Origin of the sequence: Shewanella sp. MF05960, assembly GCF_050849305.1 — a bacterium.
Lineage (GTDB): Bacteria > Pseudomonadota > Gammaproteobacteria > Enterobacterales > Shewanellaceae > Shewanella.
The window spans coordinates 50,802-65,258 of sequence record NZ_JBOZPS010000003.1 but is presented as its reverse complement, the minus strand read 5'-3'; the positions used below and the strand labels follow the sequence as shown (position 1 = coordinate 65,258).

Annotated in this window: 13 protein-coding genes; 3 read left to right on the top strand and 10 right to left on the bottom strand. The window is 42.1% G+C overall.

The window, feature by feature from the left end; all coding sequences use genetic code 11:
- Positions 1–2: 2 nt before the first annotated feature.
- The 7 genes from ACROAE_RS03645 to ACROAE_RS03615 all read right to left on the bottom strand — a co-directional run bounded on the left by ACROAE_RS03645 (position 3) and on the right by ACROAE_RS03615 (position 6,893).
- Positions 3–635 (bottom strand): M15 family metallopeptidase, encoded by a 633-nt coding sequence (locus ACROAE_RS03645; RefSeq protein ID WP_432399830.1) that lies wholly within the window; start codon positions 633–635, stop codon positions 3–5.
- Between the two features lie 68 nt (positions 636–703).
- A complete protein-coding gene (dapE, locus tag ACROAE_RS03640; protein WP_432399561.1) occupies positions 704–1,834 on the bottom strand; it encodes a succinyl-diaminopimelate desuccinylase in 1,131 nt (376 codons plus the stop codon).
- Positions 1,834–2,175 (bottom strand): ArsC family reductase, encoded by a 342-nt coding sequence (locus tag ACROAE_RS03635; protein WP_432399560.1) that lies wholly within the window; start codon positions 2,173–2,175, stop codon positions 1,834–1,836. Before ACROAE_RS03635 ends, dapE begins: the two co-directional genes overlap by 1 nt.
- 289 nt (positions 2,176–2,464) lie before the next feature.
- Positions 2,465–2,974: a PTS glucose transporter subunit IIA gene (gene crr / locus ACROAE_RS03630; protein ID WP_432399559.1), complete on the bottom strand. Its 510-nt coding sequence runs from the start codon at positions 2,972–2,974 to the stop codon at positions 2,465–2,467.
- 68 nt (positions 2,975–3,042) lie between these two features.
- A complete protein-coding gene (gene ptsP / locus ACROAE_RS03625; protein ID WP_432399558.1) occupies positions 3,043–4,758 on the bottom strand; it encodes a phosphoenolpyruvate--protein phosphotransferase in 1,716 nt (571 codons plus the stop codon).
- Positions 4,759–4,768: 10 nt separating this feature from the next.
- The gene (locus ACROAE_RS03620; RefSeq protein WP_432399557.1) at positions 4,769–5,026 is read right to left on the bottom strand and encodes an HPr family phosphocarrier protein; all 258 of its coding nucleotides are present in this window, start codon (positions 5,024–5,026) and stop codon (positions 4,769–4,771) included.
- Between the two features lie 256 nt (positions 5,027–5,282).
- On the bottom strand, positions 5,283–6,893 hold the full coding sequence (locus ACROAE_RS03615) for a methyl-accepting chemotaxis protein (RefSeq protein WP_432399556.1): 1,611 nt from the start codon (positions 6,891–6,893) through the stop codon (positions 5,283–5,285).
- Positions 6,894–7,167: 274 nt separating this feature from the next.
- Here ACROAE_RS03615 and ACROAE_RS03610 point away from each other — a divergent pair, with 274 nt between their 5' ends.
- A complete protein-coding gene (locus tag ACROAE_RS03610) occupies positions 7,168–7,878 on the top strand; it encodes a DUF3334 family protein (RefSeq protein ID WP_432399555.1) in 711 nt (236 codons plus the stop codon).
- A 135-nt stretch (positions 7,879–8,013) separates the two neighbouring features.
- Here the strand turns inward: ACROAE_RS03610 and ACROAE_RS03605 are convergent, their stop codons facing one another.
- Entirely contained in the window at positions 8,014–8,442 is a 429-nt protein-coding gene (locus tag ACROAE_RS03605) for a hypothetical protein (RefSeq protein ID WP_432399554.1), read from the bottom strand.
- Positions 8,443–9,203: 761 nt separating this feature from the next.
- On the opposite strand from ACROAE_RS03605, the gene ACROAE_RS03600 reads away from it, so the two are divergent.
- Positions 9,204–10,238: a LacI family DNA-binding transcriptional regulator gene (locus ACROAE_RS03600; protein WP_432399553.1), complete on the top strand. Its 1,035-nt coding sequence runs from the start codon at positions 9,204–9,206 to the stop codon at positions 10,236–10,238.
- Positions 10,239–10,333: 95 nt separating this feature from the next.
- Positions 10,334–11,266 carry a DUF808 domain-containing protein gene (locus tag ACROAE_RS03595; protein ID WP_432399552.1) on the top strand — a complete coding sequence of 311 codons (933 nt, stop codon included), beginning with the start codon at positions 10,334–10,336 and terminating at the stop codon, positions 11,264–11,266.
- A gap of 134 nt (positions 11,267–11,400) precedes the next feature.
- Here the strand turns inward: ACROAE_RS03595 and ACROAE_RS03590 are convergent, their stop codons facing one another.
- A complete protein-coding gene (locus ACROAE_RS03590; RefSeq protein ID WP_432399551.1) occupies positions 11,401–11,796 on the bottom strand; it encodes a DUF805 domain-containing protein in 396 nt (131 codons plus the stop codon).
- A gap of 159 nt (positions 11,797–11,955) precedes the next feature.
- Positions 11,956–14,436 carry a glucan 1,4-alpha-glucosidase gene (locus tag ACROAE_RS03585; protein ID WP_432399550.1) on the bottom strand — a complete coding sequence of 827 codons (2,481 nt, stop codon included), beginning with the start codon at positions 14,434–14,436 and terminating at the stop codon, positions 11,956–11,958.
- Positions 14,437–14,457: the final 21 nt, after the last annotated feature.

Below are 14,457 nucleotides of genomic sequence, written 5' to 3'. Positions count from 1 at the left end.
CGTTAAGCCGGAGAGGGCGCGACATAAAATACATAGTGATTAACCAACTCGGTTAATCGTTCAATTAGCGGCGATTGTAATGATATTTCAGCATGAGACAACACCTTTGCCAGTTCATCTGCCCGAAACTGGCTGACGTAATCTTTGGCAATCGGAAAGTAACTTAAATGCCAGGGCTCAGGGCTTACGCCACTTTGTTGTGTTTGGTAAGGAAAATAAAAACCATATTCAACCGCATGTTGTACAAGCCATTGGTGTAAAGCAAAACACGGGCCTGTTTCTTGGTATTCTACGCTGACTAGTTGCAGAGCGTGTTTACTGATCTGCTTAGCATCAAATACATCGATATCGGTGCCCCAATGGTGCCTTGACGCGCCGGGTAGGGCTGACCAAATTAAAATAGTGTCGATAAGCTGTTGTTCAGACAATGATGCATAATCAATAGGTTGCGATGCTTTATCGAGCAAAGGCCGTGTACCTGAGGCTTTGGCATTCCAAATATGCACTTGACGTTCAAAAGGTCGATAAGCCGAACACAATTGCAAATCTATGCCGCTTTTTTTTGCAGCGTTCTGCATTTTGCAAAACGCTGCTGCGGTATTTTGCTCAAGTAAATAGTCCCCAACAGACACCATATGCTGGCCATCTAAGCCGTATAGCTTGAGTTGTTGTTGAGGAATATCGATGTTGAGCGACGGTGTTACTAGCACAATAATTTTTCCAAAATGCGCTCATAACAATTAGCTAATACTTCTAAATCAGACACTTTTACACACTCATTCACTTTGTGAATAGTGGCATTAACCGGACCTAATTCAATCACCTGCGCCCCTGTTGGCGCAATAAAACGCCCATCTGAAGTGCCGCCAGTGGTTTGTGGATCGGTTTCATAACCAGTGACTTCACGTATGGCATCACGTGTGGCTTCAAGCAGTGGACCATCACCGGTTAAAAAGGGCAAGCCATTGAAGACCCAATCAATATCGTAATCTAGGCCGTGAGCATCAAGAATATTAACCACGCGCTTTATCAATTCATCAGCGGTAACTTCAGTTGAATAACGGAAGTTAAACATCACTTTAAGATCGCCTGGGATCACATTCGATGCGCCGGTGCCGCCATTAATATTGGCAATTTGAAAACTGGTCGGTGGGAAAAACTCATTGCCATTGTCCCAATGCATTTGCGCTAACTCAGTTAATGCTGGTGTGGCTTTGTGAATGGGGTTATCGGCAAGGTGAGGGTAAGCCACATGACCTTGAATACCATTGACAGTTAAATTACCGGTTAAACTCCCTCTGCGACCATTTTTGACGATATCACCGAGTTTATGGGTCGATGATGGTTCGCCCACAAGTGCCCAGGTGATCTTTTCATTGCGAGCTTCCAGCGTATCAATAACGCGAGTGGTGCCATTAATAAACGGGCCTTCTTCGTCACTGGTGATCAAATAGGTAATCGAACCATTATGGTCGGGGTGCTTTGCAACAAAACGCTCGGTGGCCACAATCATGGCCGCTAAGGATCCTTTCATGTCGGCAGCGCCACGCCCATGGATATAGTCGTCAATAATGGTGGGTTCAAAAGGGGGGGTATGCCAACGATTTAAGTCACCGGTTGGGACGACATCTGTGTGGCCCGCAAAGCAAAATACGGGATTACCTTTACCGCGTCTAGCCCACATATTGGTGGTGTCTTCAAAAACCATCGGTTCAATATCAAATCCAATGGCGGCTAGGCGTTTAGCCATTAATGTTTGACAACCTTCGTCGAGCGGGGTGACCGATGGACGAGAAATTAACTCTTTTGTTAATTCAACAACATCATTATTCATTATGCGAACCACGCTTGGTATTGCTCAGCTTTAAACCCAACCAGAATGTTTTCTTGATTGACCAGAACTGGACGTTTTATGAGAGTAGGGTGTTGCACCATAAGCACGATGGCTTTGTCTTGGGTGATGTCTGTTTTTTCTGCATCGCTTAATCCACGAAAACTGGTACTGCGTTTATTGAATAATGTTTCCCAGCCGACAATATTGGCCCATTGACTCATGGTATCAGCCGTTAAACCATCATCACGAAAATCATGAAAGGTGTAATCAATCTTTTCTGCTTCCAACCATTTGCGTGCTTTACGCACTGTATCGCAATTTTTAATGCCGTATAAAGTCAAAGGTGGGCTCCCTTTTATCGGTTAAATTTTATGTGTCGAGTTTGCCGAATGAACCCTGTAATCCATAAGCAATACTTCAGCCCATGAGTGCACATGAGGCTTTTATGAAATAAGGCAATGACAACTAAGGTAATGACAATAGAGATAATGACAACATTGTGGCATTGAGTTGCAGCTTGAACAAGGGTAATGCAGGCATTTGAATAGATTTCATAAAATGCAAGCTGAGGTTGCTTGCATCTTAGTCAATCTTGGTGGCAAAAAATGTAAAAGTGAGGATGAAATTTGATTACATTTGAACGGTAAAAATCACGTCTTTACCGGCAATAACACTGCCTTGGGCTTTGTCTAATTTGATCACATCTTCCATGTTTGCCAGTACCACTGGAGTGAGTAAACTTTCGACATTGTCGCGTAAAAAGGCTAAGTCAAATGACAGAATAGGTTGGCCCGCTTTAACCTGTTGGCCTTCTTCAGCTAAGCGTTTAAAGCCTTTGCCTCTTAGCTCAACTGTGCCAACACCAAAGTGGACAAATAGCTCGAGACCCTGAGGAGACTCAATACTAAAGGCGTGGTTGGTTTCAAATATTTTACCTATGGTGCCGTCAATGGGGGCAACAATAAATTCGCCTTTAGGATCGATGGCAATACCATCGCCAACGATTTTTTCAGCAAAAACGACATCTGGTACTCTTTCAATTGGCACAATCTCACCCGATACCGGAGCCAAAATAGCAATGCCGCCAGTTAATTGCGGTTGGCCTGAAATAAGTCGTCGAATACGGCTTAAAAATCCCATATGAAAAGCCCCTTTTATTAATATTTTTATATGTTTAATTGTAAACAGCTCTGGCAACTTTACCAGTTTTAATTGTAATTAATAGTGCTGATAGCCGCGCGGATATCATCTATACGCGTTAATGCCGATACCGTTTGTGCATGTTTAACAAAATCTTGATACCGGCCTTGTACTAGCACGGCTTTCACTTCGAGTAAGTTAGTCGGATTAATACTGATTTCATCTAAGCCTAGGCCGACCAATAACGGTAAGACTTGCGGATCGCTGCCAAGTTCACCACATAAAGAGACTTTAACCTTGGCGTGTTTACATAATTGAATCGTCATTGCAATTAACTGGATTACCGCCGGTGATAACGCAGGATACAGCTTGGCTAAATGCGGATTCGTCCGGTCTGCGGCTAGGGTGTATTGAGTTAAATCGTTGGTGCCAATACTAACGAAATCAAGCAAAGGTAACATACTGGGCAGGTTAAACACTGCAGCAGGTGTTTCAACCACAATCCCTAAGCTTAGCTCACCAAAGCCTTTTTCTTGTTCAATTAATTGTGATTTAGCTTGTTCAATTAATGCTAATGCGCCCTCAAGTTCTTCAATTTGACTCACCATTGGGAACATTAATCTGATTTGACCATGATTGGCGGCGCGAAGAACGGCTTTAACTTGGGTAATAAAGGTGTTTGGGTGTGCCAGGCTATAACGGATCCCACGTATACCCAGTGCTGGGTTATCTTCTTGAGTTTGTTGTAAATAGGGGATCTCTTTATCGGCACCAATATCGAAAGTGCGAATAGACAAGACTTGTCCTTGCAAGCTGTGCAGGGCATCGCAATACAGTTTGTACTGCTGTTGTTCATCCGGCAATGCTTTGGCGTTCATCAACAAAAACTCAGTTCGAAACAAACCAATACCTTGAGCACCTACATCAGTAACATGAGATATTTCACTTAAATTACCAACGTTTGCCAGCAAGGTAATTGCGTGGCCATCAAGAGTGGCGCTGGGTTTATCTTTATATGCTGTCAATGCTTGACGACGTTGTCTTTCCTGTTGTTGTTTTTGCAGTAATTGCTCAAATTCTGCCTCGGTTGGCGCAATATGCAGCTCGCCAGACATACCATCTAATACCAGTTGTTCACCATCTTTAATTTTTACAGGACGTTGTGAAAACTGATAATTGAGCAGTGCTGGAATACCCGCAGCACGCGCTAAAATGGCAGTATGGCTGGTGAGCCCGCCTGTTTGTAACACGATGCCGGTAATGTGTTTCAGCGGTAAAATGGCAAATTCGGCAGGGGTTAAATCGTCGGCTAATAAAATAGTGTCTTCAGTGAGGGTTGATAAATCCCACTGTAAATGACCATGTATTGTGCTTGTTAATCGTTTGGCCAAGCACAAAATATCGTTACTGCGATTCGCAAGGTATGGGTCATCTAACTCAGCTAATTCAGCGGCTTGCTGATTAAATACTCTATCAATCGCTACCGCCGCGCAAACTTTAAACTGCTTGATATGTTGCAGTAGTTCTTGCTGTAATTCTTCATCTTCGAGCAACATGATATCAGCATCAATCAGCTGAAAATTTTCACACTCTTGGCACAAATGACGTTGGCAATGTTGTAAATGGTGGATGAGCAGTTCAATGGCATGGGTTAATTGTTGCTGTTGTAGGCTTATTTGTTCTGCACTGAGCAGTTTAAAGTCTAATGGCGGCATGTGCGAGGTCATGGTTAATGCCTTACCAAATGCAATGCCTGCAGAAACCACAATTCCATTGAATGACATAAACAGTCCTTTAACTGAGGGTGAGCAGCAAAGAGGCAACTTTATCGACTGCCGCTTGCGCTTGTTCTCCAGTGGCAAATACGGTAACAGACACGCCTTGGTATAGCCCTAATGTCTGTAATTTGAATAAACTTTTCGCACTGGCTTGTTTGCCATTGCATTCTACCATCACGTCGCATGTAAATGTTTTCGCTTCTTTAACTAACAAAGCCGCAGGGCGAGTGTGAATGCCATGAGGTGCGACAATCGTAACCGTTTTTTGATACATAGAGAAAATACTCATTAATGAATGACAACTAAATACTCATTTAACGCTATATTTCAGATGTTTATACTGTTACTACCGTGTTGGAACACCGTGTTAAACAAGGCTGAAATACCAAGGTATTCTATCTGAAGCGCTTAATATACCCTAAAGTGTGCAAGGCTAAAAGTGATGCCAAGCGCAAAGTCTGTCGCGGTGTGGTGTAGGAGATGAATCGTTATGCCAGTCAGGCAAATGGCTAGCATAACGATTTACAGGATTATATTTTAAATTGACCTAAAGTATGGCTCATGTCTTTGCTGACAGTTTGTAATGACTGCGCAGCGTGTGCATGGGTTTCATTGGCGCTCAGTGATAACTCCGTCAGTTCTGAAATGGTCGTGACATTACGGTTAATATCTTCAGTCACCAGCGCTTGTTCTTCCGTTGCACTGGCTAATTGCGCGGTCATATTACTGATATTGTCGATAAGCGCTAAAATCTCCACGATGGCGTCGCTAGATTGAATCGCTTTAGTTTGTAATTGCGATGACTGTTGTTGAGTATGGGTGTTACTGTCAATAACCGATTGAATGCCGTGCTGAATTTGATTAATAATTTTATTGATTTCATTGGTTGATGATTGAGTGCGGTTGGCTAATGCGCGCACTTCATCTGCAACCACGGCGAACCCACGCCCATGTTCACCTGCTCGCGCGGCTTCAATTGCCGCATTAAGAGCTAATAGATTAGTTTGGTCAGCAATGCTGCCAATAACATCCAAGATACTGCCAATTTCTGCCGATGATTGGCTTAAACTTAAGGTGACTTTTTCAGACTGTTTTAACTCGCTCACTAAGCTGTCTGTGTGCTCAACTGTTTGGCGCATTAGCTGCTGATTTTGCAAAGCCTGGTGTTTAGCATTATTAGCGCCTTGTGCGGCATCTTGGGTATTACGAGCCATTTCTTGGCTAGTGGACAACATTTGATTTATGGCAGTGGCAACGCTTTGAGTTTCATTGTTTACTTTGTTTGCGCTTTGGTTCGACTCGGTAACCGTACTGAGCAAATGAAGTGCCTCATCTTGTAAATTGACACCCAACGGCTGTAAATGGGCAACCATGTCGGCTATTTTGATCACAAATTGATTAAATTCATGGGCCATTTGGGCCACTTCATCATTGCCCTGTGTCGATAAGCGTTGGGTAAGATCGCCTTCGCCTTTAGCAATTTGCTCCATTGCGTTAATCGCCGTTTTTAAGGGTTGGGTAATCGAGTGATTCAATAATAAAAAGAAGGCAAAAATAGGCACCGAAATAATCATCATGATAATTAAATAATCAATAATAATGCCGATCATGCTTTGGTTAACATCCTGTAAACTTGCACGAGTGATGAGTGTCCAATGATGGCTAGGGAAATAAGTTGCGGCTGTTAACACCGTTTGAGCACTATTGCCTACAGTGTTAATGGTCAATTGTGTATGAACGACGGCTTGCTTAGCATCGGTTAACAGTTGATTAAAAATACGACTATTGTCGCCGCTTGCTAACGCATTAACTGACTGACCCACATTAGTAGAGTTTGCACTGTCAATTAATACACGCTGTTGTTCATCGACGACCCATAAGCCTACATGATCAGTAAAGTGTATTTCACTAATAAGCGCTAATAATTCCGGGTTAGATAATGGCTGATGCTGTTGCATCGCCTCAAGGCTACTGTTAAGTAGTGACACTTGAGCAGTTACTTGCTGTTGCTTTTGTTCGACTAAATGATTGTATTGTTCTTTAACGGAAAAAGTGCCAAAGACCACAGTACCAATCGCCGCGAGAATAAGCATAATGAAAAGTCGTTTCAAAATGGTTAAACGTCTTAATAATTCAATCATTTATAGTCCTAAAATACATATCCATATAGCGTGTTCGAATTATAATAGCATTGTGAAAAAAATTAACGATTAATGTGTGTTTTTGTGAACAAACAACGCTTATTTACAATTGTGCGGCGTGAGTAAATAGCTTTTGAAAAGTACATGTATATCATGCGGTTAATCACATTTATGATATGTTTGATGATAAAACATGCTAATCAATTGTTTTAATTTTGATTTTTTTACGTTTTACCCGCAAGATTAGCCTAAATAACGAAAAGGTATACAAGCCATGAATTCTTCTAACGCAGTTAACAACGACGACATTCTTTTAAAACTATGCCATTCAGTTTCTCATGTATTGTCGAGTGCTAGTGCAAGCCGAGTTAGCCATGCTGGCATGGTGCAAAGCATTTCTCGTACACGTTTAAAGCCTGATTTAGGCTGCTTTTCAATTTTTGATGGCGGGTTTTCCGGTCTTGTTGTTATCAATTTTTCAGCCGATGCCGCCATTGAGATATATCGTCGTTACATGATTAACATGGGCATGCCAGAGTCAGAATTGGCTTTTTCTCACACGTCAGATGATGTCAGTAATGTGATGGGCGAGCTGATGAACCAAATTTTGGGTGATTTTATTGGTAAAATCTCGAAAGAGTTACAAACCTCTATTACTCAAAGCCAGCCGAAAATGTTAACCATTAATAAAGAGTTAACCATATCGGTAGACACTAACCTTGATAATGCTGTGGCAAGGCGCGTGTCATTTAAAACTGAAAGTAATCATATTTTCTACCTTGAATTTGCCATGGATCAAACCGAGTTTATTCGTTCGGCCGATTTTGAAATGGACGAAGAGTTTGACCCAGATTCGCTAATCGAAGCACACCGTAAGACCATGTCTCCAGAACCTCGTCAATCTAAAGACGTGCTAAGCGATCCCAATGTAAAAGGGATAGTGGTTGACGATGCTGATGATTTACTCAGTGAGCTGGGTTTATAAGTAATGCAGATCGAGAGAAATAACCAATTCATCTTGGTTATTTCTCTCGAATTAGATTATCTCGGTTGTTAATTTCTTATCAAAGCTCTATAAATAAAGTCAGCTTATAGCGTCAAGAATCTTATCATTAAAAAATTATTGTTTATTATTAAGGAAGTGACGGAAGACCTTTTCATCTAGGCCAATTGTTGGACACGTTAACCCTTTATCTCTTACAGTTGAAACAGTCATCTTGCCATCAGTAATAAACACAGCTTGTGATTGTAATGAGCATTTATCAATCGCTTTCACTTGCCACCTTTTGAGTTCATCCAAAGCAGCAGGCGCTCCAGCAACAATATAAACTTTCACATTGTTGTATTGATAAAAATAACGCCCATTGTCATTAACTTTTACAAGAGAGCATGGTGTTTTTAGTTGTAATGCAATATGTTGAGTATCTTTATCGAAAACGCATTGCCCTGAATCATCGTTCAAACTGATATGAGCGTTAGCACATGACATTAACAATAATGATCCGACTAAACCAAATGGTCGAATCATGCTGACATTTCCCAGAACCATATTTGCTCTCCTAAATTAAGCCAGTCAGGATCTCCAGCCTTTAAATATTCACCATCCCATAAATCAATAAGATCAGTACTTCCCCAACCATTCATTATAAAAACAATGCCTTTTTTATCTTTTAAAACAGATAGATCATCGTTTTTAAGGACTTGTTTGTCACCAACAAATGTACAGTTTGCAGAGTCAATCTAATTTGCAAGTTCTTGTGCAGCAAGGATATGCCTCGGCGTATGTTTTAAACCAGGATAACAGCGACGTTGAGGATACATTTTATCAAAAGATGAAATATCGATTCCAGACACCTCTAATGAGACACCCATGCGGATAGCACATTGATTAGCGAATTACGTTTTGTCGCAAGGGTTGCTGGGATAAGGATGGTTAACCCATGATTTATTAAATTGAATAAGCATGTTACTAAGTCCTTTTAAATGAATAATTAACAATACCACCTTCTTAAAGTTAAAAAAATTACCCGTAGTAATTACTGGAGACATAACTTAACATGTGATTATAGATGATTAAAACCAATGAAAAAGATGAGGTTAGCTATCTCTCTTATGCATATTCAGTTCGTTTAAGTTGACCCATTACTAGCAAATGACAAATGTTTGAATAGCGAGTTAAGCGAGTAAAGTAAAATGTATACAAATTACAAAGTAGTAGAGGCTAACTGCTTGTTAATTTTAAGTACTAAAGGCATATTCGAGTGCTTTCAATTTCAACCTTCACCCAATAACTAAAGGCGATGCAGAGCAATGACTTCTAAAGCGACTTCTATTGATATAGCTTACCGTGCAGGCGTATCGCAATCGACAGTGTCTAGAGCATTACGAAACAGCCCATTGGTGAATTTAGAAACTCGCCAGCGTATTCAAGCCATTGCCAAAGAGCTTAATTATAAAGTCGATAAAAATGCCAGTAATTTGCGCACCCAAAACAGTCTGACATTAGCCTTGTTGATTTGTGAAGACCCCACAAATGATGACTCAATGATTAACCCGTTCTTTCTATCCATGCTTGGGTCTATTACGCGTGCAACAGCACGGCAAGGCTATGATTTATTAGTGTCGTTTCAACAATTGTCGACAGATTGGCACGCCGATTACGAAGACAGTAATAAAGCAGACGGCATTATTTTACTCGGCTATGGCGATTACATGGACTACGCCCATAAGCTGGATACCTTGATTGAAAAAAATACCCACTTTGTGATTTGGGGCGCCGAGCAGCACAATAAAGCCGTGTTATCGATTGGTTGCGACAATCACCAGGGAGGCGTTATAGCCACTGAACATTTATTAACTCTTGGCCACAGACATATTGCATTTTTAGGTGATGCCTCAGGGCACAGCCCAGAATTTCGTGACCGTTACTTAGGTCATGTTGATGCGTTAACTGCTGCGGGAATAAATGCCAATAAACTGTTATTGCATCACGCTATTAATACCGAGGCTTCAGGGTATGAGGCTGCTATTGCCTTGCTTGATAGTGGTGTTCAATTTGAAGCGATTTTTACTGCCAGCGATCTCATTGCTATTGGTGCAATACGTGCGTTAAAAAAGCGCGGTGTGTTAGTGCCTGAGCAGGTTGCTGTAGTGGGGTATGACGATATTCCGGTTGCCAGTTTTGCCAATCCAGCATTAACCACAGTAAAACAAGATACTCAATTTGCGGGTGAGATTTTAGTTGAAAGTGTGTTGAAATTAATCCGTGGGGAAGAAGTCAGTCAGCGGTTAATTCAAACCAGCTTAGTGGTTCGCAGCTCATGCGGTGCTAACGTAGACGAATAAGCGAGCCGTCGTTAACGATTGATAACGGCTAAAAAACACAATAAATATATAGCATCACACCCACTCTTTTTTATTGATAAAGGACACAAGCAATTATGGCAGGCGCCAGTTTATTAACCTTGTTAGATGATATTGCAACAATTCTTGACGACGTAGCAGCAATGAGTAAAGTTGCCGCACGCAAAACCGCAGGGGTACTTGGCGATGATTTAGCCTTAAACGCCCAACAAGTGTCAGGGGTAGCCTCAGAACGTGAATTACCTGTGGTCTATGCGGTTGCCAAAGGCTCATTTCGTAATAAGTTAATCCTGGTGCCGCTGGCGTTATTGATCAGCGCGTTTATTCCCTGGGCCATTACGCCGTTGTTGATGTTTGGTGGCTTATTTTTATGCTACGAAGGCTTTGAAAAAGTTTATCATTCGATGGTGCACAAAAAGGCTGCACCAGCTGACGATGAAACCATTGTTGCTAAAGGTAAAGCTGACATTGACGATTTAGCGGCATTTGAAAAAGACAAAATCAAAGGTGCCATTCGTACCGATTTTGTATTGTCAGCTGAAATTATTGCCATTAGCCTAGGTGTTGCCGCTCACATGGATTTAATGGGCCAATTTTTAACCTTATCGGTTATTGCTATTATCATGACGGTTGGCGTATATGGCTTAGTCGCTGGTATTGTCAAAATTGACGATTTAGGTTTATACCTTGCCAAACGTAAAGCCGAAGGTTTAGGACACAATATTGGCTTAATGCTGGTGTCTGCTGCGCCTTATTTAATGAAAATACTCACCGTAGTTGGCACCATTGCCATGTTTATGGTGGGCGGTGGCATTTTAACGCACGGTATTCATGTGGTGTTTGAATGGATAGAGCATGCGGCAGTGGTTGTTGAGCAAATCAATGTTGTCGGTGGCTTTTTAGGGATGTTAACCCCAAGTCTACTCAATGCACTATTTGGTGTGGTTGCTGGCGGTTTAGCGGTATTATTGATGAATGGTGTGATGAAATTAATGCCATCAAAAGGTTAACGCTGTAGCGTTAAAGCGCTTCATTGGTAAAACATGATTTAGTTTGATATGTACATTAAAGATGTAAATGAGCGATGTAAAAAAAGAGCAGGGGCATTGACCCTGCTCTTTTTTGTTTTAACGATGCTGATAATTTAAGCGGTTAAATTGTCGTTATCTGTAAAGTTTGGTTCAGCTTTTGGATTTGGGCCGTATTCGTTGTCATCTTTACTGTTAAAGCACATGACGACAAGCAGAATTAATACACCTAGGAATGGGATTAATATCAACAGTAACCACCATCCTGAATGGTCTGTGTCATGTAAGCGGCGCACACTAACGGCAATACTTGGGATCATGATGGCGAGTGAGTATATTGAGCTTAATGCTCCAGCACCAAAAGCGTCATTGTACATACCCGTACCCATGTCTATCAGCGTCAGAACGATGCTGATCACGGCACTGATTAGTCCAAACATCCAATATTCTTTACGACGCGCGCGACCTTTAAAATCGAAATACTGTTTTAAAACCTTTAAATACCAATCCATTCGTTGTTCCTTAACGTTAACATTTCTTAATCTGATGTATTTGTAACAAGATAGCGTTGAATTAACAAGGTTTTGTTTAAGTGAGTGGCAAAAATAAAGCCATTGATATTCACAATGGCTTTATTTAATCGTTAATCACATCGGTGTAATTAAAAAGGCTTATTTAGCCAGCTGCTGTTTCACCACAGGGTAAAAGTCCCATACTTGCTCATCGGTCATTGAACGCACCAATTTAACGTATTCTGCATGAGTCCAGGCCAAAGGCGTTGCTGAGTTGGTTCCATCACCCATTTTATAATCATAACGTGTTGGGTTACCGACACCGTCCCACGCTTGCTCTGGTAACATTAACCCTTGGTTTGCAAAGGTTTCCATGCCTTGCACGTAGGTGTTAATCAAAGCTTTTTTACTGTCAGGGGTTAAATTGCCTTCAGATCTAGCAAGTGCTAACTCGTAATGGCCGCGCTCGCCGGTAAAGAAGGGCCATATACGGCCGCGTTGATCTTCAGTATTGCCTTTTTCTGCATAGCTCATCCCCGTCACGGTATCTTCACCGTAGCCATCATTACCATAACGGCGATAACCCGGTACTTTACTGCCATCTTTCGCGGTAAACTCGTATTTAACCCGTAAGTTATCTTCAAGCTGTTGATTATCAATAAGCATTACGCTGTTTTTAATGACAGGGTCTTGCGCATCAACTACACCATAACGCACTAACTCTAAAAAGCCGCCGTCTAAAATTAGCCGTTGATCTAAGCCTGGCTTACCGTTGTTATCTAATAAGGTATCAGCGGTATTTGGGTTGCCATTAGGACTAATACGCACGTAATAAGGAGCCGTATTACCCTCGGTATTTGCCGCATCTGTGGTATTAAGCAAGCCGTTAGTGGTGACCATGGTTGTTTCAAGCTGGCGTTGCAGTTTAGTGGCAAGCTCACGGTATTCACTTGCTTGTGGATCATTGGCCAACTCAGCTAAATCACTTGCGGCCACTAACCCTGAAATGACGGCAGCGGTTGTCGAAGGCGAAAAGCCTGCCTGTTCTTCCCAACGTTCTTGTTGGGTGCTTGGCGGAGTAATTTCGGTGTCATTCCAATCGAGCTTTACCTTGCCACCGCTTACCAAAAAGTCAGCGGCAGGTTTTAGCATGTCTTTATACCAGGTGGTGATCTCTGTATCTGTTAACACCCCAGCTTGCCAGAGTTTCCAACCGAGCATAATTGGCATTGCGGTTTGGTCTAACTGCACGCCAACCCATTCAATTTCGCCATCAACGTGGGTTTTCTGTAAAAACCAACCTGGTGTGCCGGCAAAGCCTGGGGTTTGCTGATTAACCTGAACTTTCTTTAAATACTCAAATGCCACTTTAGGTGTTTGAGTATCGCCCATGGCCAAAAATGCCATGGCGCATTGGTAAAAGTCGCGTGGCCATACCGCTTTATAACCCGTACTGCCTACTTTTGCAGATACTGTGTCGCCCCAAGGGTTTGATAAGGATGCGATTAGTGCGCCTGCATGAGTTTTATCTTCTTGTGCTTTGAGCACGAGTGCACTGGCATACAGCAGTTTGCCGTTATCTGTGGTGTTAGCGCTCATGTCGTTTAATGGCGCTAAAGAGCCAAGGTAGTCTTTCCAACCGATATGGCTGTCATCGCCTAAATAAGCCTGCTTAACGGCATCGTAACCTGCATCTAATGTGGCTTGTGCTGTGGCTAGACTGCTGGTTTTGTCTTTACCAAAGCCGATGGCAAGATTAAAGCTTAAGCTATCATTGGCATTTGAAAGGGTAGGGTATTGAGCCGTTAGCGCAACGTTGCCGCCTTGATTATTATCGCTGGTGGTTTGGTACAGAGAATCAAGTTTACCGTTGTCTTGTAAATCGATAATCCCGTCTGATGTGCCCACAAATCCTACACTTGCGTGGACAAAATCAACATCGGTTTTAATGGTCATCACCGTTGAGTTTGCCTCATTGGTGTGCGCTACCAGCGCTTGGCCATCAATGAAGGTAATATCATTCGCACCGCTATTATCGATATGCGGATTAACGTACAAGTGTGGGGTAATTCCGGCTTCAAAAGCGGTAAATGTCACGTTCATCATTAAGCTATTTCTATCAGGATCAGTAAAAATATGCTTTTCGATTTGGTATTTGCCTTCCACGTCTTTATTAATAATCTTATACGCAAGCGACAATGGTCGGCCTTGTTCGTCGGTGTCGAGGTATTCGATGGTACTAATGGTGTTGTCTTTTTCTGTATCAACAAAGCCATTACCGCTGATAATAAATTGCAGTTCTTTTAATTGCGCATTATGAATAAGGCCAAACATGGTTTCGGTGAGTATGCCCTGGGCAATCGAAAACCACACTTTACTGACAGGATTAGTGGCTTGGTCTTGATATTCGCCATTAATATAGGGTTCATATGATGTGCCGATACCGGTTTTACCAGAGAATGCCCACGTAGGCTCAGTACCCGGTGCGCCCGGCGCGACAACACTTAAAGGTGCCGTTGTTGGTAACACTTCAACCTTTGTTGATGTGTCTGCGGGCGAGCAGCCTGTTAAAAACAGGCCTAGTAAGCTTGCCGTTATGGCACTCGAAATTGCACTACGATGTGAGTGTGGCTTTAACATAAACTTCCCCAAAAATGTTGT